We start from the raw sequence: 22,072 nt of genomic DNA, 5'->3' as shown, positions 1-22,072 counted from the left end.
CAGCGGCTCGTCGCCCCGGAGCGTCAGTGCCCCGGTTCCACGGGACCGGTCCGACCGCCGGTATGCCGTCTCGTAGATCCGGGAGATCCGAATGCACGTTCTTGCGGTTGAGCACGACGGTTTCGCGGCGGAGCGGCTGGTCGGCTGCGTACGCCGACTCGGCTATCGCGTCACCTCCGTGCCCACGGGCAGGGAGGCGCTCTCGTCGTTCGACGGCAGTGACCTCGTCTTGCTCGATCTCGACCTGCCCGACATCGACGGGCTCGACGTCTGCCGGAACATCCGCGCCGCGGGCGACACGCCCGTCATCGCCTTCACCAGTGGCGGCGGTGAGGCTGATCGGGTGCTCGGTCTGCAGGCCGGGGCGGACGACTGCATGGGCAAGCCGTACGGCCTGCGTGAACTGTCCGCCCGGATGGAGGCGCTGCTGCGGCGCGCCAGCCCGGCGCGGGACGCCGGCGCACTACAGCGCGGCGCCCTGCGGATCGACCCGGCCATCCGGCAGGTCAGCGTGGGCCGGTGCCTGGTCCCGCTCACCCGCAAGGAGTTCGACCTGCTCTATCTGCTCGCCTCCGACCCCGACCGGGTCTTCACCCGGGAGGAGTTGATGGCGCGGGTCTGGCAGGACGGCGGCGCCGTCGCCCGGTCCTCGCGGGCCAGTCGGACGCTGGACACCCACGTCGGCACGTTGCGTCAGAAGATCGGGTCGGGTGGCTGGATCGTCACCGTCCGCGGCGTCGGATTCCGGCTCGGCCTCGGCGAGTCGCACGCCCTCGTGTCCTGAGCGGTCACCGGTCCCGGCGGGCTGACGAGTGGGGGAGGCGTGTGCGTCGTGTGCTGCCCCGGGCGCCCACCGGCCGGGCGGCCCCGCACCTCCGACCGGCGAGCATCCGCGCCATCCGGCACGCTTGGTCGCCGGTCCGTAGGTCGTGGGCCCGGCCGACGTCTGGTACCAGGCTGCCCGTCAATTCTCCGGTCATTCTGCCCCGTTTCCCGAGCTGCCTCCGGCCTCGTCCTTGACACTTATCTTTCACAATGCCCGCACACTTTTTGCATGCCGTCACCTGTTGTCCGCAGGCGCGGCCGCCTATCGTGTGATTTTCAGGCATGAATGAGCTTCCCTCCATCGGATCAATTGTCGACACGCTGTCGGTCGCCGGGCTGGGCGAGAGCAATCGACAAAGGGCGGTGCGCATGGACGCCGAGGTCATTGGCGGTCGGAGCAGTCCCGGCAGGTCCGATGCTGGCCGGTGAGCCGCCGTGCGGTGGAACACGATGTCGCCGCGCCGGCCGAGCAGGTGTACCGGCCCGTCGCCGAGGCCCGCCGAGTTCGTCCGTGACGCGCTGAGCACCAACAGTCGCGCCGCACTCGGGCAGGTCGGGCAGCACGCCGAGGCCCGACGTCGACCGCCCGGCGGTGCCCGCCGCCGGAGGAGAGGACAGGGACATGCGTACCGAGGTGATCGTCGTCGGCGGGGGCCCGGTCGGCCTGCTGCTCGCCGGAGAACTGCGGCTCGGCGGCGTCGGAGTGACGGTGCTGGAGCGACGTACCGGGGCGAGCACCGAGTCCCGGGCGTCGACCCTGCACGCCCGCACCATGGAGCTGTTCGACCAGCGTGGCCTGCTGGAGCGGCTCGGCACGCCGCCCAACGACTCCCGGGGCCACTTCGCCGGCCTGCCGCTGGACCTCGGGGGGACCGACTCCCCGTACCCCGGTCAGTGGAAGGTGCCGCAGGCCCGCACCGAGGAACTGCTGCGGGAGTGGGCCTGCGGTCTGGGCGCCGAGGTGCTGCCCGGCCGGGAGGTGACCGACCTCGCCGACCTCGGCGACCAGGTGGCGGTGACCGTCCGGGGCCCGGCCGGCCCCGCGCGACTGCGGGCCCGTTACCTCGTCGGCTGCGACGGTGAGCAGAGCATGGTACGGGCCCTGGCCGGATTCGAGCTGGCCGGCACCGACGCCCGCCGGGAGATCCTGCGGGCGGACGTCACCGGGGTACAGATCGGTCCCCGCCGGTTCCAACGGCTCCCGGGCGGCCTCGCGGTCGCCGCCCGCCTGCCCAGCGGGGTGACCCGGGTGATGGTGCACGAGTTCGGCCGGTCGCCGACGTCCCGGGCCGGTGCCCCGGACTTCGCCGAGGTGCGCGCGGCGTGGAGCCGGGTGACCGGGGAGGGGCTCGACGGGGCGCGGCCGGTCTGGGTCAACGCCTTCGACGACACCTGTCGGCAGGCGACCGCGTACCGGCGGGGCCGGGTCCTGCTGGCGGGGGACGCCGCCCACCGGCAGCTCCCGGTGGGCGGCCAGGCGCTCAACCTCGGCCTGCAGGACGCCGCGAACCTGGGATGGAAGCTGGCCGCGCAGGTGCGTGGCTGGGGCCCGGACGAGCTGCTCGACACCTACCACGCGGAGCGGCACGCGGTAGGTGCCCGGGCGCTGACCAACATCGCCGCGCAGGCGCTGCTGCTTTTCGGCGGCCCCGAGGTGGAGCCGGTCAGGGCGGTCGTCGGTGAACTGCTCGGCCATCCGGTGGTGCGGGCGCACCTCGCTGCCATGGTGAGCGGGCTCGACGTGCGCTATCCCGCCGACCCGGAGCACCCGCTGGCCGGGGCGCGGATGCCGCCCTGCACGGTGCACACCGGCGCGGGTCCGCGCACCCTCGCGGAGGCGCTGCGCCCGGGGCGCTTCGTCCTGCTCGACCTGACCGGTGGGCCCGGTCCCGACCTGGGCTCACGCGTACGGGTGCTGCCGGCCACCGTGACCGACAGCGCGCTGGAGGGGATGCGGCACGTGCTGGTGCGTCCGGACGGCCACATCGCCGCCGCCGGGCCGGAACGCCGCCCACCGCTGGCGGAGCTGCGCCGCTGGATCGCCGCGCCGCGGTGAGAACCCACCCGGCTCCCGCGCGACGACGATCCCCGTCGGCCTCTCGCGACTCACCCCTGAACGGTAGATCCGCCATCATTCGTACAGCCCCCACGGGCGATTAACCTGCTGATTTGTCGTCGATTTTGAAGACCCCTCACAGAGACCTGGCATGGGAACTCTTGACGTCGCGTTTTGGTCAGAGAAAGCTGTTGTAAGCGATTCGTCGCCTCGTGGCGGCCCAGTCCACGTCTTTCTGGATGAAATTCTGTGTCGAGCGCCGCTCCAGGGAAGGTAGGAACGAAATGAAGCTCGGACTCCTCTTCGATCTGCGTAATCCGGCGCAATGGGAGAGGCCGTGGGCCGACCACTATGCGCGTACGCTGGAGTTCTGTGAGGAAGCCGATCGGCTCGGCATCGGGGGCCTGTGGTTCACCGAGCATCATCGCTTCGAGGACGGCTACCTCCCGCAGCCGCTCACGTTCGCGGCGGCGGCTGCGGCGCGCACGAAGCACGCGCGCATCGGCACCTCGGTGGTCATACCGGCGCTGCGCAAGCCCGCACAACTGGCCGAGGAAGCCGCGATCGTCGACCTGATCAGCGGTGGCCGCCTGGAGCTCGGAATCGGCGCCGGATACCGGATTCCGGAGTTCGAGCTTTTCGACGTCTCGTACGAGCGCCAGGTCACGCGTGCCGGGGAGGCCGTCACGGAGGTGCGCCGGCTCTGGAGCGAACAGGTCGTGACCCCGCTGCCGATTCAGAATCCCGTACCGATATGGGGAGGGTTCTACCGCCCCCGCGGCGCGCGGATGGCGGGCCGGCTCGGAATGGGATACCTCGACGTGTCCCTTCCGATGTTCGAGCACTACCTGGCCGGACTCGAGGAAGCCGGACACGACGCGAGCCAAGCGCGGGTGGCGGGCCTCTTGCCAATTGTGCTGGCGGATGACCCCGAGGCCGCCTGGGCGCGGATCGTGCCGCATCTGGCGCATCAGAAGAACACCTATCGGCAGGGCTGGTCGGAGGGCACCGACCGGCCGAAGCTGCCGTGGCTGGAGCCGGATCCCACCTCCGAGGAGCTACGTAAGATGCTCGAGGTCCTCACCCCGGACCAGGCCGCAGAGCGGATCAGGGCGCTCACGAAGGACCTGCCCGTGGAGCACCTCATCTTCTGGGCGAGCATCGGCGGGATGCCGGACGACCTGGTGGTCCGCAATATCGAGCTTTTCACCGAGAAACTCGGTCCACTGCTCGCCTGACAGGGCCCACATATCGCCGATACCCGAGGAGTGGAGGTCCCTGTGGTTGCCTATTTCGATGCCGTCAACGACGCGCTGGAACGCCTGGACGACATGGGGTACGAGCGCGGCGAGCGCAACGAACTCGTCAATCACGGCCCGATGGCGACCGAAACGCTGGCCACCCTCGGCCACGGTGACCAGATCGGCGCCTGGGTCCAGGTCTACCGCGCCAAACCCCACCACGACAGGCCCGCTCCCCACTTGCCGATCAATGCCTCGGACGAGGGCTCCTGGCGTCCCGCGCTGGGCGATTTCGGCCGGGCCGGGGACTGGGAGCAGCTATTCGTCCGGGAACTGGCCGACGCTCCCTGGCGCGACGTGGTCGTCCGATGGTGGCCGCGACTCATCTCCGGCCTCCTGGCGGGCATCACGCACGGCGCGATCCGAACGGCGCACGCTGTGCGCAGCCTGGCCGGCACCCCGAAGCCGAGTCGGGCGCAGCTTACCGAGCTGGCGCGCGGGCTTGCCTACTGGGCGGCCCGTCACCGCAGCCTTCCAGGGCAGGCGGGCTTTCGGGGGAGGGCCAGCCTGGCGCAGGCTGTGGCGGCGCTTCCTCGCGAGCAACTGGAGGATTCCCTGCTCCCGCCGCGGGCGAGGGTGATTTCCAGGGAGCGGCTTCGCCGCATCGATGAGCTCTCCGGATATGACGAAGCGTTGCAGGCGGTAGCTCCGGAGGGACCCCAGCTCCTGCTGAGCGAGATGACAGCCGAGTTCGCCGGCATCTATCTCGCCCACACCGACATCTACCCCATCCCACTGCTCCACGGTGTGACACTTCCGGCCGCCGTCCGGATCGTCCTGCCGTACCTTCCGGTAGAGATGCACCTGCCCACGGTGGCCGCCGTCTGGCAGCTCCATGTAGCGCTCCTGCTCGCCTTCACCGGCGATCCCCGTGGCGAGGACACGGCGCGCGAGGTCGCGCTGCAAGCCGACGTCCCACCCTTCGACGAACTGGTGGCCCGCGCCGTGGAGCACAAGGACGAGCACGTCATCAAGTTCACCGAGGCGTGCCTACGCGAGAACGGCCTGCGCCCCGACCCCCGCTACGCCGCCGCCGTCCAGACCGCCCAGGAGCGCATTCCGGTCCCCGAACTCGGCCTCATTCCGTGACGTCCTGCGAGCCGTACGGCCTGCGGAGTCGCTGCTGTGCGGCTGCGGAGTGCTGATCCAACGCTGGTCCTTAGGCGGTACCGCCGGCCGGCGCCCGGCCGGGGCGACCGGTTAGGGTTCCGATGTGTTCCGCGCCGTCGTGATGATCGCTGCTGTGGTGCTCGTGTCTGACCAGGTGACGAAGTACTGGGCCCAGTCCTCGCTGTCCGCCGGGCAGACCGTCCCCGTCGTCGGTGAGCTGCTGCAACTGCGGCTGGTCCACAACCCCGGCGCCGCCTTCTCCATCGGCTCCGGGCACACCTGGGTCTTCACGATCGTCGCGGCTGCGGCGGTGGTCGTGCTGGCAGTCGTGGCGCGGCGGGTCGCTTCGCGTCCCTGGGCGGTGGCGTTGGGGATGGTGCTCGGCGGTGCGGCGACGCATCTGCTGGACCGCCTGTTCCGTGAGCCAGGATTCGCCCGCGGACACGTCGTGGACTTCATCGACTATGCCGGGTTCTTTGTCGGCAACGTCGCTGATATCGCCCTGGTCGTCGGCGTCGGCCTCGCCATGCTGCTCAGCGCGCGCGGCATTCCGCTGGGCAGGCAGCCCGCTTCCGCCGAGGTCCGCACTGACAACTCCTGATACTCCGGTCGGAGGCGACGTCCCACTGCTGGACAGGACGATCGCGTACGACGGGCGAGTCCTCCGGCGGCAGCGACGGGCCGGTGTCCCCTGCGACGGTGGCGGGTGGTCAGCGGGTGGGCGGGACGAACCCGGGCTGGTCGAGCATGCGTAGCCAGCGCATCGAAACACCCGCCCTGCTCGTCCTGATCCGGAGTTGCTTTTCCGACAGATCGGGTCCGGTGCCGTTCCCCGCGACATAGGTTGTTGTCCTGGTCCGACTACGGGGGAGGCGCCAGTTCATGGCCGCAGTGCGGGATTCCCAGTTGAGCCCAGGGCCTCGCCGATCTGCCGCCGGGCCCGCCGCCGGGCCGGAGGGAACCAACTGGCGGGGATTCCTCCGACTGGCCCGACTACGTTTCCTGCTGTACAACCTTTTGCCGGTGGGCCTCGCCGTAGCGGTGTCGGTACACCAGGGCTACCCGCTCGACCTCCCGTGGTACGTCGTCGCGCAACTGTTCGCGTGGACGGTCCACGTCATGACGCACTACTGCAACGAGTACTTCGACCTGGAGGCGGACCGGGCGAACGTCTACTTCACCCCGTGGACGGGTGGCAGCCGGGCGCTCGTGGACGGGTCGGTCGCCCCCGTGGTGTCGCTCGGCGCCGGGTTCGTCCTGTTCAGCGCGTCGATCCTGATGGTGGCTGTGATGCCGTCCTGGCAGGCGCGCGTGCTCGCCACCGCGGCCGTGGTGCTGGCCTGGTTCTACACGGCGCCGCCGGTGCGGCTGAACTACCGAGGCGCGGGGGAGCTGACCGTCGCCGCGATCCTCAACGGTCTGTGGCCCGCCGTCGCGGTGGTGCTCCAAGCCGGCACCGTACCGGTGCTGCTGCTGGCCGTGCTGGCGCCCACCGCGGTGCTCCAGGTGGCCCGGATGATGGTGATGAACCTGGGCGACCGCCGGTCGGATGCGATGGTCGGCAAGCGCACGCTGCCTGTCATCATCGGTTACCAGCCGGCGGTGCACCTGATCGTCGGCGCGCAGTTGGTCGCGTACGTGACGCTCACTGTCTTCGCGCTGCTCGACTGGGTGCCGTGGCTGGTCTGGGCCGCGATGGCCGGCACCGCCCCACTGTCGGCCTGGCTCGTCAGGCAGCTCCGTGGCGGCGCGATGCGTGACCTCGAACCCGGGCGCATGACACCGGTGGTGTTCTGGGCCTCGAACCACGTGTCCCTGATCGTCGCGGCGGCGATGCTGGGCGTGCTGCTGGACGCGGCGCGCCGTTCCGCCGACACCGGTGCGCTGGCGGTGCTCGGCGCGGTCCTCGCCGGCTACGGGGTGCTGTTCGCCCACCGCCTGTGGTTGGCCCGCCGCGCGGAACCCCGACACCTCCTGGAGCCTGGCCGCGACGGCGAGCGGCGGGCGGGTCCGGTGGCGTGATCGGGTGGGTCGGGGGTACGTCGGTGGCGTGGGGCATCCCGACGGTGGTGGCCGGTCCGGGCGTGGGCGCAGGTCCCTGCACGACGGCGCGGTTGACCGGGTTCTACTGGTGACCACTGTGGAGCGATAGTGGTCGTACGGACCGATGTGTATGGAGACTTTACGGAGAGAGACCGTTGGTTGAACTCCACTAGCATCGCCAGTTACCGATGCCACCGGCAGCGGCGATGTCTGGTGCGGGGGAGGAAGCGGTGCAGGGATCCGGCGAGTACACCTTTCCGGCGTCCTCGGCCCAGGAATGGATCTGGCTGGCCAGCCAGGTCGACACGGAGGCCGCCGCCTACAACCTGCGGGGCTACGCCCGGCTCCCGGCGCGGGTGGACGCCGGCATCGTGCACGCCGCGCTGGCCGAACTGGTCCGGCGGCACGAGCCGCTGCGTACCGCGCTGCGGCTGCGCGACGGCGCGCTGACCCAGGTCGTGCACGCCGAGGTCCCCGTCGAACTGGCCCACCTGGACGTCGCCGACCTGCCCCCGCAGGAGCGGGCCCGCCGGCTGGCCGAGACGGAGGCGGCGGACCTTGCGGAGCCGTTCCCGCTCGACCGGGCCCCGCTGTGGCGGGCCCGGCTGATCCGGTTGCCGGAACACAGCGGGCTGCTGCTCGTCGCCCACCACTCGATCTTCGACGGCAACTCGGTACCCGTGTTCGACACCGAGCTGCGGGAGCTGTGCCAGGCGGCCCTGGAGGGCCGGCCGGCCCGGCTGCCCGAGCTGGAGATCCAGTACGCCGACTACGCCGCCTGGCAGAGCGAACAGCTCCGCACCGGCGCGGGCGACGCCGACCTCGCCTACTGGCGGGACCGACTGGCCGGGGCGCCGCTCGTGCACGCGGTGCCCACCGACCACCCGCGTACCGCCGGGCCCGGCCGTCCGGGCGCGGAGATCGTCTTCGCGGTCCCCGAGGAGCTGCGTACGGCGCTCGGCGGGCTCGGCCGCCAGCACGCGGCGAGCCCGGCGATGGTCCTGCTCGCCGGCTACGCGGCGTTGCTGCACCGGCTCTCCGGCGACCCGGCCGTGCTCGTCGGGCTGCCCGTGGCCGGCCGGGACCGCCCGGAACTCGTGCCGATCATCGGCATGTTCGTCAACACCCTGGTGCTGCGGATCGACGTGTCCGGCGACCCGAGTTTCGGCCGGCTCGTCGAGCGGGTCCGGGACACCATGCTGGCCGCCTGGGAGCACCAGGGACTGCCCCTGCCCCGGCTGGTCGAGGCGCTCTCACCGCCCCGCACGCCCGGGGTGCAGCCGCTCTACCAGCTCGGGTTCAACTACCTGGGCAAGGTGGACCTGGACACCAGCAACGGCACGGCGCACGAGGAACTGCTGCTGGAGGTCAACGAGACCAGGGGGCGGCTGGAGTACCGCTCGGACCTGTTCGACGCCGGCACCGCCGAGCGTCTGGTGCGCCGCTACCTGTGCCTGCTGCGCGGCGCCCTGGCCGGGCCCGACACCGCGCTGTCCGCGCTGCCGCTGCTGGACGAGACGGAACGGCTGCTGCTGGCCGGCTGGAGCACGGCCGGCCCGGCGGCCCGGCCCGACGGCGGCCCGACCGTCGTCGACCTGGTCCGGGCCCAGGCCGTCCGGTGCCCGGCGGCGGTCGCCCTGCGCGACGGCGCCATCTCGCTCAGCTACGCCGAGCTGGACCGCCGGGCCGCCCGGCTGGCGGCCCGGCTGCGCCGCGCCGGGGTCGGCCCGGAACACCTGGTCGGCGTCGCCCTGCCCCGGTCCGCCGACGTGGTGGTGGCCATGCTGGCCGTGCTCCGCTCCGGCGCGGCCTACGTACCGCTGGACCCGGCCTACCCGCCGCAGCGGCTGGCCTACCTGGTGGCCGACTCGGCCGCGTCCGTGGTCGTCACCGCGACCGGCCTGCGGGAGACCCTGCCGCCGGGGCCGTACACCACGATCTGCGTGGACGACCCCGACGCCGACGCCGCGGACCAGCGGCCGGACGACGCCGGCACGGTCGCACCCGCGCCGGGCGACCTGGCGTACGTCATCCACACCTCCGGCTCGACCGGCCGGCCCAAGGGGGCGATGATCGAGCACCGGTCGCTCGCCGCGCACGCCACCTGGTTCGTCCAGCGGCTCGGCATCACCCCGGCGGACCGCCTGCTGGTCCTCGCCTCGCCCAGCTTCGACGTGTTCGGGCAGGAGGTATTCCCGGCGCTCGTCGCCGGCGCGACCCTGGTGATCGCGCCGCCCGACGGCGCGCTGGACGCCCCCGCCCTGCTGGACGCCGTGCGCCGGGAGCAGGTCACCCTCCTGTCCTGCGTGCCCACCGTGCTGCAGCACCTGGTCGCCGAGCCGGGCCTGGCCGCCTGCCGGCACCTGCGCCAGGTCACCTGCATCGGCGAGCAGCTCACCGGTGACCTGGCCGCCGACCTCGCCGCCGTCCTCCCGGTGCCGCTGCACAACCTGTACGGCCCCACCGAGACCACCATCGCCGTCTCCGCCCACACCGTGCCGCCCGGCGACCGCGTCACCGGCCCGGTGCCGATCGGCGTCCCCATGGACGGCGCCGCGCTGCACGTGCTCGACGAGCGCGGCGAGCCCACCCCGGTCGGGGTGCCCGGACACCTGCACATCGCGGGCGTCCCGCTCGGCAGGGGCTACCTGCGTCGCCCGGCCGAGACGGCGGCGGCCTTCGTCCCGGACCGGTTCGGCCCGCCCGGCTCCCGCCTCTACCGCACCGGCGACCGCTGCCGCTGGCGCACCGACGGCACCCTGGAGTTCCTGGAACGCCTCGACCGCCAGGTGAAGGTCAACGGCGCCCGGGTGGAACTCGGCGAGATCGAGACCGCGCTGCGGGCCCAGCCGGGGGTGCGGGAGGCCGCCGTCGTGGTGCGTACCGACCCGCGCGGCGGGCAACGCCTCGTCGGGTACGTCGTGGGCGACGTCGAACCGGACGCCCTGCGGCCGGCCCTGCGCGCGACCCTGCCCGGCCACCTCGTCCCGACCGTCCTGATCGGCCTGCCCGCGCTGCCGATGATGCCCAGCGGGAAGCTGGACGCCGCCGCCCTGCCCGCGCCCGCCGACCAGGCGTCTGCGCAGGCCGCGCCCACACCGCCGCGCACCGGCGCGGAGGAGATGGTCGCCGCCGTCTGGGCGGAGGTGCTCGGCACCGGCTCCGGCGACGTGCACGCCAACTTCTTCGACCAGGGCGGACACTCCCTGCTGGCCGGCCGGGTCACGGCCCGGCTGGCCGACGCGCTCGACCTGGACCTGCCGATCCACGTCCTGTTCGCCCATCCCACCGTGGCCGGGCTCGCCGCCGAGGTCGAGCGGCGGCTCGTCGCCCGGCTCGACCAGCTCACCGACGACGAGGCCGCCGAGTTGCTCACCGCCCGCGAGAGGTAACCACGCATGTCCCTTGCACCGGACTCGGCCACCCGGGACGTCCGGCTCTCCGCGACCAAGCAGGCCCTGCTAGAACGGATGCTGCGCCCCCGCGCGGACTCCGGCCCCCGGGTCACGGCCCGGCCGCCGGACGAACCCCACGTGCTGTCGTACGCGCAGGAACGGCTCTGGTTCGTCGAGCAGCTCGGCGCCGGCGCCACCGCGTACCACGTCTCGGTGGGGGTGTGGCTGGACGGCGAGCTGGACCCGGCGACCCTGCGGGCCGCCCTGGACGACGTGGCCGCCCGGCACGAGAGCCTGCGGATGAGCTTCCCGCCGGTCGCGGACGGCGAGCCGTCCGTCGCCGTCGCCGCCACGCTCGCCGTGCCGCTCCAGCTCGCCGAGGTGACCGCCGAGGACCCCGCCGACGCCCGCCAGCAGGCCCTGGACCTCGCCCGTGCCGACGCGGCCAGCCCCTTCGACCTGGCCGCCGGGCCGCTGGTCCGGGCCCGGCTGATCCGGTACGGCGCGCAGGCCCACCTGCTGTCCCTGGAGACCCACCACATCGTCAGCGACGGGTGGTCCATCGACGTGCTGGTCGGCGACCTGCTGACCGCGTACCGGGCCCGCCGGGCCGGGACCGCCCCGACCTGGCCGCCGCTGCCCGTGCAGTACGGCGACTACGCCCACTGGCAGCGCCACCACGACGGGGCCGGGCGGGGGCTGGACCACTGGACAGGGCACCTCGCCGGCGTACCCGCCCTGGAGCTGCCCACCGACCGGTCCCGGCCGCCGACCCAGCGCTTCGACGGCGCGACGCACCGGTTCGAGGTCGACGCGGAGCTGACCGGTGCCCTCACGGAGCTGGCCCGCCGCCGCGACGCGACGCTCTACATGACCCTGCTGGCGGCCTACCAGCTGCTCCTGGCCCGCTACAGCGAGCAGGACGACTTCGCCGTCGGCTCCCCGGTCGCCGGGCGCAACCACCCGGAGCTGGAGGGCCTGGTCGGCATGTTCGTCAACATGCTGCCGATGCGGGCCCGGCTGGACGACGCCGAGTCGTTCGGCGGCCTGCTCACCCGGACCCGGCAGGCGGTCCTTGACGGGCTCACCCACCAGGAGGTGCAGTTCGAGCAGATCGTCGCGGAGCTGGGCGTGCCCCGGGACGTCAGCCGCTCCCCGCTGTTCCAGGTCACCTTCGCCCTGCAGAACTACCAGATGCGCGACCACGCCGCCGGGGCCGGCCGGGACGGCCCGGCCGCCCGGTGGGAGGTCCTCGACCTGTCGGCCACCCGGTTCGACCTGGAACTGCTCGCCGTGCAGACCGGCGACGGCCGGCTGTGGTGCGAGTTCACCTACAACGTGGCGCTGTTCGACGCCGCCACGGTCGAGGGGATGAGCCGGCACCTGACGCAGCTGCTGCGCGCGGTGACCGCCCGCCCGGACGCCCCGCTGCGGGACCTGGACCTGCTCACCGACGACGAGCGGACGCTCGTCGTCGGCGAGTGGTCGGCGGGCGCCGCGCGCCACCCGGTCGAGCACACCCTGCACGGGCTGTTCGAGGCGCAGGCGACCCGCCGGCCGGACGCCGTCGCGCTGGTCTGCGACTCGACCCGGGTCACCTACGGCGAACTCGACCGGCGGGCCGACCGGCTGGCGCACCGGCTGCGCGGCCTCGGGGTGGGTCCGGACACCCTGGTCGCCCTGCACCTGCAACCCAATGTGGCGACCGTCGAGGCGATCCTCGGCGTGCTCAAGGCCGGCGGCGCCTACGTACCGCTGAACCTCGCCTACCCCCGGGAACGCCTGGAGTTCATCCTCGCCGACACCGGGGCGTCGATCCTGATCACCGAACGCGAGCTGCGCGACCGGCTGCCGGGCCACGGGGCGCGGGTGATCTGCCTGGACGACGACGAGCCGCCCGCCGAAACGGCCACCGGGGGACCGGCCGACGACCCGGCACCGGCGGCTGGCCCCGGCCACCTCGCGTACGTCATCTACACCTCCGGCTCCACCGGCACTCCGAAGGGGGTGCTGGTCGAACACCGCCAGGTGGTGCGGCTGCTCACCGCCACCGAGGAGCACTTCGACTTCGACGACACCGACGTCTGGGCGATGCTGCACTCGTACGCCTTCGACTTCTCCGTCTGGGAGATGTGGGGCGCGCTGGCCTACGGCGGCCGGCTGGTCGTCGTCCCCGCCGACGCCGTACGCGACCAGGAGCGGCTGCTGGACGTCCTGGCCGAGCAGCGGGTGACCGTGCTCAACCAGACCCCGGCCGCGTTCCGGGGGCTGCGCGCAACCCTCACCGAGACCGACCGGTCCTTCGCCGACCTCGACGTGCGCACCATCGTCTTCGGCGGCGACGCGCTGCACGTGCGCGAGCTGCGGCACTGGCTCAACCAGTACGGCGACGACCGGCCGGCGTTGGTCAACATGTACGGCATCACCGAGACGACCGTGCACGTCACCGCCCAGCGCCTGCGCCGCGCCGACGTCCGCCGCAAGGTCTCCTCGCCGATCGGCCGCACCCTCGACGACCTGCGCGGCTACGTGTTGGACCGGCACCTCAACCCGGTGCCGGCCGGGGTCCCCGGCGAGCTGTACGTCGCCGGCGCCGGCCTGGCCCGCGGCTACCTCAACCGGGCGGGGCTGACCGCCGAGCGGTTCCTGCCCGAGCCGTTCAGCGGGACGCCCGGCGCCCGGATGTACCGCACCGGGGACCGGGTGCGCTGGCTGGCCGACGGGACGCTGGAGTACCTGGGCCGGGTCGACCGGCAGGTCAAGATCCGCGGGTACCGGATCGAACTCGGCGAGATCGAGGCGGACCTGCGCAGCCACCCGGCCGTGGGCACGGCGGCGGTGCTGGTCGACGAGGACGCCGGCGGCGACCGGCGGCTGGTCGCCTACGTCGTGCCGGCCGCCGACGGCGACCGGCCGACCGCCGCCGGGCTGCGTGACCACATCGGGCACAGCCTCGCCGACTACATGGTGCCGGCGGCGTTCGTGCTGCTCGACGCGTTGCCGCTCACCCCGAACGGTAAGCTGGACCACCGCGCGCTGCCGGACCCGGACGCGGGTTGGCAGGCGGAGCACGAGTTCGCCGAGCCGCGCACCCCGCACGAGCGGCTGATCGCCGGGATCTGGGCCGAGCTGCTGACCGTCGAGCGGGTCGGCATCGACGACGACTTCTTCCTGATCGGCGGGCACTCGCTGCTGGCCACCCAGGCCGTCACCCGGATCCGGCGCGGCGTCGAGGCCGACGGCGGCAGCGGCGCGATCTCCCTGATGGACCTGTTCCGCTGCCGGACGGTCCGCGAACTCGCCCGGCTGCTCGACGAGCCGGCCGGCGAGGCCGCGCCGGCCCGGCTGCTGCACGAGCTGACCCGGCCGATACCGGCCGGTGACCTGGTGTCGTCGCTGGTCTGCGTCCCGTACGGCGGCGGCAGCGCGGCGGTCTACCAGGCGCTGTCCGAGGCGATGCCGGCCGGCCACCGGCTGTACTCGGTGGCCATCCACGGGCAGGAGGCCGGCGGGTCGCAGGACACGACCGAGTTCGCCGACCTGGTCGACGGCTGCGTCGCCGAGATCCTCCGCGACGTGACGGGGCCGCTGGTCCTCTACGGGCACTGCGGCATCGGCAGCGCGCTCGTGGTCGAGGTGGCCCGCCGGCTGGAGGCCGCCGGCCGGGTGATCGACGCCGTGTACGTCGGCGGCATCTTCCCGTTCGCCCGCCCCCGGGGACTCCTGGAACGGATGTCCCGGCTGGCCGAGATGGAGGCGTTGCGCAGCAACCGCACCTTCATCAACCGGCTCGTCGGCCGGGGCGTCGACATCGAGGAACTCGGCCTCGACGAGGTCAACCGGATCATCCGCAACATGCGGCACGACACGCGCAGCGCGGAGGACTACTACAGCGGGCTGCTGGACCGGCGCATCACCAAGATCAACGCTCCGGTGATCTCGGTCGCCGGCGAGCAGGACCCGGCGACCGACTACTACGAGGAGCGCTTCCGCGAGTGGGACTTCCTGTCCGACACGTGCGCGCTGGTGCTCCTCGACGAGGGCGGCCACTACTTCAACCGGTACCGGGCCGCCGAGCTGGCCGAGATCGTCACCGCCACCCACCCGGCCCTCGCCGAGGACGACGGCGCGGCGCTGACCCTGGCCCGCCGGGGCCCGGACAGCGACTGGTGGCTGCACGGCGTGCACCGCGCCGACCGCGTCGCCCCCGCGGACCCCGCCGACCCGGCGGGCCGGACCCCCGCGCCGGCCGCGGCCCGGCGCCGGCCGGCCGAGCCGAGCATGCGCCGGTTCCTCGGCGTGGCCAGTGGCCAGTTGGTCTCCCTGATCGGCTCGGCGTTCACCGCCTGGGCCATCCCGATCTGGATCTACCTCAACACCGGGTCGGTCGCCCAGCTCGCCCTCTTCGTCACGCTGGGCCTGGTGCCGGGCCTGGTGGTCGCGCCGCTGGCCGGCGCGGTCGTGGACCGGTCCCACCGCCGCGCGGTGCTGCTCGGCGGCGACATCGCGGCCTGGGCCCTCCAGCTCGCGCTCGGCGTCCTGCTGTGGACCGACACGCTCCAGACCTGGCACCTCTACAGCCTGATGGTCGGGCTGTCGGTGGCGACCGCGTTCCAGCGCCTGGCCTACGTCGCGTCCGTGCCGCAACTCGTGCCGAAGCGGTTCCTGCGGCACGCCATCGGCGTGGTCGAGATGGTCAACGGCTTCGGCACCCTGTTCGTACCGCTGCTCGCGGCCGGGATGCTGGCCACCATCGGCCTGGACGGCATCCTGGTGCTCGACATCGTCAGCTACACCTTCGCCATCGCGGTCACCGCGCTGATCCGCTGGCCGGCGATGCTGGGCTGGCACCGGCGCGAGCCGCTGCTCGCCGAGATCGCCAACGGCTTCCGGTTCTCCTGGGGCCACCGGCACCTGCGCGCGATGCTGATCTTCTTCCTGGTGCTGAACGTCTTCCTGGCCCCGCCGCTGATCCTGACCAGCCCGCTGGTGTTGTCCTTCGGCACGTTGGGCGACGTGGCCCGGGTGTCGTTCGTCTCCGGGCTCGGCGCCACCGTGGCCGGCCTGGTGGTGGCCGTCTGGGGCGGGCCCGCCCGCCGGCCGATGCGGGGCGTGCTGCTGTCCATGCTCGTCATGGCGCTGTCCTGCATCCTGGTCGGCCTGCGCCCGGACCTGCTGCTGGTGGCGGCCGGCGCCTGCGGGATCGCCGCCGGGCTGACCCTGACCACCGGCATCTACCGGGCGATCGTGCAGGTGAAGATCCCGCAGCGGTACCACGGCAGGGCCGCCGCCCTCAACCAGATGATCTCCTGGTCGACGCTGCCGCTCGGCTTCGCCGTGCTGGCCCCGGCCGCGACGGCGTTCTTCGGGCCGAGGCTGATGCCCGGCGGGGCGCTCGCCTCGACCGCCGGCGCCGTGGTCGGGGTGGGCGAGGGACGGGGCATTGCGCTGGTCTACGTGCTGGCCGGGCTCGCCATCGTCGTGCTCGTCCTGGTGGCGTCCCGGATCGACGCGATCGCCCGGTTCGACACCGAGGCGCCCGACGCCATCCCCGACGACCTCGTCGGCGTGCAGTCGCTGCACGACCGGCGCAGCCCCGCGCCGGCCGGGCCGGTGCTCCCGTCTCGGCCGAGGGCGTCGAGCGGCAGTGCCGGGGAACGACCGTGACCGCCACCGACGCGGCGGCCGGGCCGGTCGAGGTGGAGGTGATCGTCGCCTCGGCAGACCGGGCGCGGATCCTCGGCCGGCGCGCCGGCGCCGGTCCCGCCCTGCCCCGGCTGCGGCTGGCCTCCTCCTGGCCGCCGCCGAGCAGCCAGCTCCCGGCGGCGGTGGCCGCCGCCACCGGGGTCGCGGTGGCCCTGCTCGACCCGCTCGACGCGACGGTGTTCGTGGCCGAGCCGCTGGGCGGGGAGCCGACCGGCGGGTACGCCTGGTTCGACGCCCGCGCGTTCGGCGCCGGCACCGTGCGGGATTGGCTCGACCGGCCCGCGCCCGGGACGCGACCGCCGTGGTTCCGGCCGGGCTGGTACGCCGGCGCGGTCGACTGGATCGACGCCGTCCTGGCGCAGCGGGGGGAACGGCGGACGGGGCCGGTCGCCCAGATCCGGCACTGGACGACATCGTGCGTGCTCTGTGCCCCGACCTCCGCCGGCCGGGTGTTCCTCAAGGCGGGACTGCCGCACCTGGCGCACGAGCCGCAGCTCGTCGGCCACCTGGCCCGGTCCTGGCCCGACGCCGTCCCCGAGGTGCTGGCCCACTCGCCCGACCACGGCTGGTGGCTCAGCGCGGACTTCGGCGCCCAGCCGCCGGTGCGCGACGCCGCCAGTGCCCTGCGGATGCTGGCCCGCATCCAGGTCGGCACGGTCGATCGGACCGGGCCGCTGCGCGAGCTGGGCTGTCCGACGGTCACGCTCGACGACCTGGCCGGCCGGGTGCCGGCGCTGCTGCGGCGCGCGGAGCTGTGGCAGCCGTCCGGGGCGCCGGACCGGGGCCAGCTCACCCGCGTCGGGATGTGGTTGCAGGACCGGTGCGCCGAACTGGACGACGTCGACCTGCCGCTGAGCCTGGTGCACGGGGACTTCCACCAGCACAACGCGGCCAGCCGGCCGGCCGGCCCGCTGCTGTTCGACTGGAGCTTCGCCGCCGTGTCCCACCCGCTGCTCGACCTCGGCGGCTGGCTGCACGCCGTTGGCGAGGCCGACGCCCGCAGGCACGTCGCGGCCTATCTGGAGGGCTGGCGGCGGTTCGCGCCCCCGGGCGTGCTGCTGGAGGCGTGGCGGGTGGCCCGGCCGGTCGCCGCTCTGTTCGAGCTGGTCAAGTTCGCCGACCTGGCCGAGCGGATGGGGCCGGCGTACGAGTTCGACTACCTGCCGATGGCCTTCCGCTGGGCCCGCCGGGTCCGGGACGCGTTCGCGGGCCGGGATGGGCAGCTCACCGGCTGGCCGGGCCCGCAGTGACCGGTGGGCCGGCGGTGGCGTAGGCAGTGGCTGTCGTTGATTCGACAGCTGCCCGGTATCGACCCGAGAGCCGACTTTTGGCAGACTTCGCACCATAGGTGATGTTCGATCGGTCAGGTGTCAAGCGTGATCGTTTGAATCCGATCATTCACCAGCCTGGCCGGAGTGGGTCTCCGGTCAGCGTCGCTGATCCTCCACAGGCAGGCTCGACATCGCCTTGTCCGTCCGCGAGCTTCGCCTCAGCCGGCAAGCGCAACGAAGGGATCAGGTCTTGCGTCACGTCCGCAGGGTTTTCGCACTCCTACTGGCCATGGTGACCATGAGCGGCGTATTCGTCGTCACCACGTCGTCACCCTCGCAGGCCGCCGTCTCGTGCTCCGGGACCGTCAGCTACAGCGAGACCTACGGCCCAGGCGAGTTGACGATCTTCTACAACACCTCCAACGGCGGCACGAACAGCGCGTGCTTCTACCACAAGGGTGCCGCGTACGGCGTTGCCGCGCCGACCTACGTACGCGCGTACCGATGCACGGAACAGTCCGGCGAGGGGCAGCCGTGCACCGTGGCGGCCAGTTCCAGCGAGGACCTCGGCAACTACGCCTACTACGCGGGACCGCGAGGTGTCACCAACACCGCGAACCACTGCGTCGCCGCGGTCGGCTACATCGACTGGCAGGGCTCCCGGTACCTGATCAGCAGCGGGCGACAGGGCTGTTGACCCGGGCTCGGTCCCGCTGACGGGGCCTCCGCCACTTCGGCCGATCGGCGCCGATGCGGAAGGCCCTGCTTCGAGCCGCGGATCGGGCGAAGGCAAGCCACGGCACGGCAGACCTGCGGGACGGCTGGTGTATCTGGGCCAGGGCCGCGCGCAGGTCTGCCGGCGCCGGGGCTCACTCGTTCCGGGCCGCCTCCGGACCGGTGATCCGGCGCAGCTGCGGCAGCGTCGAGGCGATGATGCCCAGCGACACCGTCAGCCCGCCGGCGACCATGAGGTAGAACGACGGGCGCGGCGGCAGCAATGTGTAGCCCAGTTGCGCCCGCAGGAAAAGATGCGCGGCCAGGAACCCCATCCCGGTCGCCACCGCCGCGACGACGAGCAGCGGTACGACGGTCTCCAGGGCAACCACTCGGCGCAGTGTGCGTAGCTGCACCCCGGTGAGCCGCAGCATGCCGAACGGCCGTTTCCGATCGGTGAGTCCGCCGGCCACGCTCACCGCCAGGCTGCAACCCGCGATCGGCAGGCTGGCCAGCATGACCACGTTGGCCAACTGCTGGAACTGCGTAAGCTGCCGCGCGGAGTCGGCCTCCCACTCGCCGACGCTGGCCGGGAAACGTCCCAGCGGAAGCGCGTCGATCAGCATCGTGCGGGCCTGTTCGAACGCGGAAGGGCTGGTCGTGTCGACGACCACCGACAGGATCGGCTGCCGGTCCACCTCGGTCGGCGCGGCGCTGGCGGCGTCCCAGACGTACTCGTCGCCGGTCAGGCCGAACGCGCGCCTGCCGATGAGATCAGCCGGCACGGCCGCGACCTGCGCGCCGGTGGGGCAACTGCCGAACACCGCCAGGCGGGCGAGTTCGGCGCAGGTGATCACGCCATGCCACCCGTCCCGGTCGGGGTTGAGGTGCACGAGGGTCACGCTACGCACCCCAGGGATCGCCGACAGCCCGGCCGGGATCTGCTCGACGGCCGGGGCCGGTCCGTCCTGCGGCCAGAAGACCTTCGACAGCGACGTCGCGGCCACGGAATCGGCGCGCGGTTCGCCGTGGTTGGCGACGAACGTGGTGATCGCCCCGGTCGCCACGCTGGTCACGAACAGCGCCACGATCAGCCCGCTGACGGACCGGAACCCCGCCTGCGGGTTGTCGGCCAGCCGCCGGCCGGCGATGAGCGTGGCGGGCCGGCTCCCCCGGTCGGCCAGCACCCGCGCACCGACCATGGTCAGCCACGGCCCCGCCAGCAGCAGCCCGATCAGGATCAGCACGAATCCGGAGAGATACGCGGTGAGCTGGCCATTGGTGCTGTCGGGCCGCCGGCCGATGAAGTAGGTCAGCTCGGCGAGCCCGGCGATCAGCGGGATCAGCCGCCACGCGCGCGGCGGGCGAGGCGTCACGCGCCGGCTCACGCCGAGCGGTGAGATCTGTACCCTGCGCAGCGCCAGCCAGGAGGCCAGCACCGCACCGGCCGGGATGCCGAACGCGACCAGCAGCACGTCGACGACACCGAGCGACAGGTCGGCGGCGTAGAACGGCTCGCCGGTGAACGGGATGGCGGCGAGCCCGGGCCGGAACGCGAAGAACAGGGCAAACCCGGCAGCGGTCCCGGCGGCGGCGGCGAGCGCCGCCTCGACCGCCGAGATCACCGAGATCTGCCGCGGCGTCGCACCGATCAGCCGCATCGCGGCGAAGCGCTGCTCCCGGCGGGTGGCGGCGAGGCGGGTCGCGGTGCCGATGAAGATGAGCACCGGGAAGAGCAGCGAGGCCGCCACGACGGAAAGGACGAGCGTCATGGCAGCCGCGTTGAGCCCGACGTAGCAGCCGTTGCTGCAGTCGCTCGGGGAGGTGGTCATGATCTCCGTGACCTGCTGGGCTCCCAGTTGCTCCAGCTCGGCCGGGGTTCGCCCGATGACGACAAGCAGGGACTCGGGGGAGGGCAGCCCCGACCGGCCGATGACGCCGATCTCGCGGCCGGGGAGGCGGTCGCTGAGTTCCGCGGCCGGGGTGGTCCGCAGTAGCTCGCCGAGGGCGGGTGAGACGTAGTACTCGCCCGGCCCGGGCAACTGCGGGATGCCCGGCGGGACGGGCGAGTGCGGGCCGAGCGCCGCGACCTCGACCCGGCCGATGGACTGGCCGTGGTAGTAGTCCTCCCGGATCAGCCACCACATCGGGTCGACGGACGCGTCGGAGGAGGCCCCGGCGACGGAGGTGTTGAGCCAGGCGTACCGCTGGTTCTGCGTGCCGACCGCGTTCATTCCGGCGAGTGTCGTCAGGAGCATGCCGACGCCGAGTGCCACCGCGGTGGCGATGACGACGAGCCGGGTGGCGGCCTCCCGGCCCCCGGACAGGGACAGCCGCAGACCGAACCGGATCATGACCGCACCAGCGCGTTCACCTTGCCGTCGCGCACGATGACCTGGCGGTCGGCGTACGCGGCCACGCGGGCGTCGTGGGTGACGAGGACGACGGTCGTTCCTTGCTCGCGGGCCGAGACGACCAAGAGGTCCATGACCTGTTCGCCGGTCAGCGAGTCGAGCGCCCCGGTCGGCTCGTCGGCGAACAGCGCCCCCGGCCGGGCGACCAGGCCGCGGGCCAGGGCGACGCGTTGCGCCTGCCCGCCGGACAGCTCACCGGACCGGCGCCGCTCCAGCCCGGCGAGGCCGAGCCGCTCGAACCAGGGCCGCGCCTGCTTGAGCGCCGCCGTCCTCTTGACACCGCCGAGCAGCAGCGGCAGCGCGACGTTCTCCTCCGCGGTCAGCTCCGGCACGAGCTGTCCGAACTGGAACACGAACCCGAAGCAGTCCCGGCGCAGGGCGCTGCGCTGGTTCTCGTCCAGGGTGTCGATCCGGCGGCCGTCGAAGTGGATCTCGCCGGCGTTCGGCACCAGGATCCCGGCCAGGCAGTGCAGCAGGGTGGACTTCCCGGAGCCGCTCGGCCCCATGATGGCGACGATCTCGCCCGGGGCCACCGAGACGCTGGCGCCCCGCAGTGCCGGGGTCTCGCCGAAGGACAGGACGACGTCTCGTGCCTCGGTCGCCTTCACCCCCGCACCACCTTTCCGAGGGCGTCCAGCCGGGCGACCGTCGTGTCGATCCAGTGCAGGTCGGCTTCCAGATGGAACAGGCCATGGTCGGCCAGCATGACGTCGACCAGGTTGCCGCTGCGTTTGGTCTCGGTGAGCTCCTGCATCCGCCGCAGGTGCGCGGCGCGCTGGATGTCGAGGTACTCCTCGGCGGGGCGGCCGAGCATGAGCGCCAGCACGACCTTGGTGAACAGCACCGTCTGCAGGTTGGGCTCGGCCCTGACCGGCTCGGTCAGCCACGACTCGACGTCGGTCGCGCCCCGTTCGGTGATGACGTAGCGCTTGCGCTCGGGGCCTACGCCCGGCTCGACCTCGGTCATCACGATCTTGCCGTCGCGGGCGAGGCGGCCGAGGGTCGAGTAGACCTGGCCGAACGGCAGCGGCTTGCCCCGGCTGAAGAAGTTGTCGTAGTCGCGCTTGAGGTCGTAGCCGTGGCTGGGCTCGCGTTCGAGCAAGCCGAGAAGGGTCAGGGGAACACTCATGCCGGGACCATACACCGGGTGTATACCCCGCGTGTGTACCCGGGGTGTGTGCGGATGCTCCGTGGGACGTTGCTGGCAGGCCGCCCGACCGGGTCACGGCCGGTGATC

Annotated in this window: 13 protein-coding genes; 10 read left to right on the top strand and 3 right to left on the bottom strand. The window is 72.7% G+C overall.

Features of this window, described 5'->3' with window-relative positions; translation table 11 throughout:
- Positions 1-91 precede the first annotated feature (91 nt).
- The 10 genes from OOK41_RS20500 to OOK41_RS20455 all read left to right on the top strand — a co-directional run bounded on the left by OOK41_RS20500 (position 92) and on the right by OOK41_RS20455 (position 18,404).
- A complete protein-coding gene (locus OOK41_RS20500) occupies positions 92-784 on the top strand; it encodes a response regulator transcription factor (RefSeq protein ID WP_266266353.1) in 693 nt (230 codons plus the stop codon).
- 663 nt (positions 785-1,447) lie between these two features.
- Positions 1,448-2,881 (top strand): FAD-dependent monooxygenase, encoded by a 1,434-nt coding sequence (locus OOK41_RS20495; protein ID WP_266266352.1) that lies wholly within the window; start codon positions 1,448-1,450, stop codon positions 2,879-2,881.
- A gap of 284 nt (positions 2,882-3,165) precedes the next feature.
- Positions 3,166-4,119 (top strand): LLM class flavin-dependent oxidoreductase, encoded by a 954-nt coding sequence (locus tag OOK41_RS20490; RefSeq protein ID WP_117667356.1) that lies wholly within the window; start codon positions 3,166-3,168, stop codon positions 4,117-4,119.
- 42 nt (positions 4,120-4,161) lie between these two features.
- Positions 4,162-5,271, top strand: a complete 1,110-nt coding sequence (locus tag OOK41_RS20485; protein ID WP_266266351.1) for a questin oxidase family protein — start codon at positions 4,162-4,164, stop codon at positions 5,269-5,271.
- 124 nt (positions 5,272-5,395) lie between these two features.
- Positions 5,396-5,893 carry a signal peptidase II gene (gene lspA / locus OOK41_RS20480; protein ID WP_266266350.1) on the top strand — a complete coding sequence of 166 codons (498 nt, stop codon included), beginning with the start codon at positions 5,396-5,398 and terminating at the stop codon, positions 5,891-5,893.
- Between the two features lie 422 nt (positions 5,894-6,315).
- Positions 6,316-7,314, top strand: a complete 999-nt coding sequence (locus OOK41_RS20475) for a prenyltransferase (RefSeq protein ID WP_266266349.1) — start codon at positions 6,316-6,318, stop codon at positions 7,312-7,314.
- Between the two features lie 251 nt (positions 7,315-7,565).
- Positions 7,566-10,727 (top strand): amino acid adenylation domain-containing protein, encoded by a 3,162-nt coding sequence (locus OOK41_RS20470; protein WP_266266348.1) that lies wholly within the window; start codon positions 7,566-7,568, stop codon positions 10,725-10,727.
- Positions 10,728-10,733: 6 nt separating this feature from the next.
- A complete protein-coding gene (locus tag OOK41_RS20465; protein ID WP_266266347.1) occupies positions 10,734-16,397 on the top strand; it encodes a non-ribosomal peptide synthetase/MFS transporter in 5,664 nt (1,887 codons plus the stop codon).
- Positions 16,394-17,686: a phosphotransferase gene (locus tag OOK41_RS20460; RefSeq protein ID WP_266266346.1), complete on the top strand. Its 1,293-nt coding sequence runs from the start codon at positions 16,394-16,396 to the stop codon at positions 17,684-17,686. The genes OOK41_RS20465 and OOK41_RS20460 overlap by 4 nt, the downstream gene beginning before the upstream one ends.
- A 319-nt stretch (positions 17,687-18,005) precedes the next feature.
- Positions 18,006-18,404 carry a hypothetical protein gene (locus OOK41_RS20455; RefSeq protein WP_243639330.1) on the top strand — a complete coding sequence of 133 codons (399 nt, stop codon included), beginning with the start codon at positions 18,006-18,008 and terminating at the stop codon, positions 18,402-18,404.
- A 172-nt stretch (positions 18,405-18,576) separates the two neighbouring features.
- On the opposite strand, the gene OOK41_RS20450 is transcribed toward OOK41_RS20455, so the two are convergent.
- From OOK41_RS20450 to OOK41_RS20440, 3 genes are read right to left on the bottom strand one after another with little or no spacing between them, the layout of a single operon-like run.
- Positions 18,577-20,775, bottom strand: coding sequence for an FtsX-like permease family protein (locus OOK41_RS20450; RefSeq protein ID WP_266266345.1), 2,199 nt, complete (start codon positions 20,773-20,775; stop codon positions 18,577-18,579).
- Positions 20,772-21,443, bottom strand: a complete 672-nt coding sequence (locus OOK41_RS20445; protein ID WP_266266344.1) for an ABC transporter ATP-binding protein — start codon at positions 21,441-21,443, stop codon at positions 20,772-20,774. The genes OOK41_RS20450 and OOK41_RS20445 overlap by 4 nt, the downstream gene beginning before the upstream one ends.
- On the bottom strand, positions 21,440-21,964 hold the full coding sequence (locus OOK41_RS20440; RefSeq protein ID WP_266266343.1) for a PadR family transcriptional regulator: 525 nt from the start codon (positions 21,962-21,964) through the stop codon (positions 21,440-21,442). Before OOK41_RS20440 ends, OOK41_RS20445 begins: the two co-directional genes overlap by 4 nt.
- Between the last annotated feature and the right edge of the window lie 108 nt (positions 21,965-22,072).

Origin of the sequence: Micromonospora sp. NBC_01655 (assembly GCF_026339755.1) — a bacterium.
Classification (GTDB): domain Bacteria; phylum Actinomycetota; class Actinomycetes; order Mycobacteriales; family Micromonosporaceae; genus Micromonospora.
The sequence above is the reverse complement of the archived record's forward strand: the minus strand, read 5'-3'. Positions and strand labels throughout refer to the sequence as shown.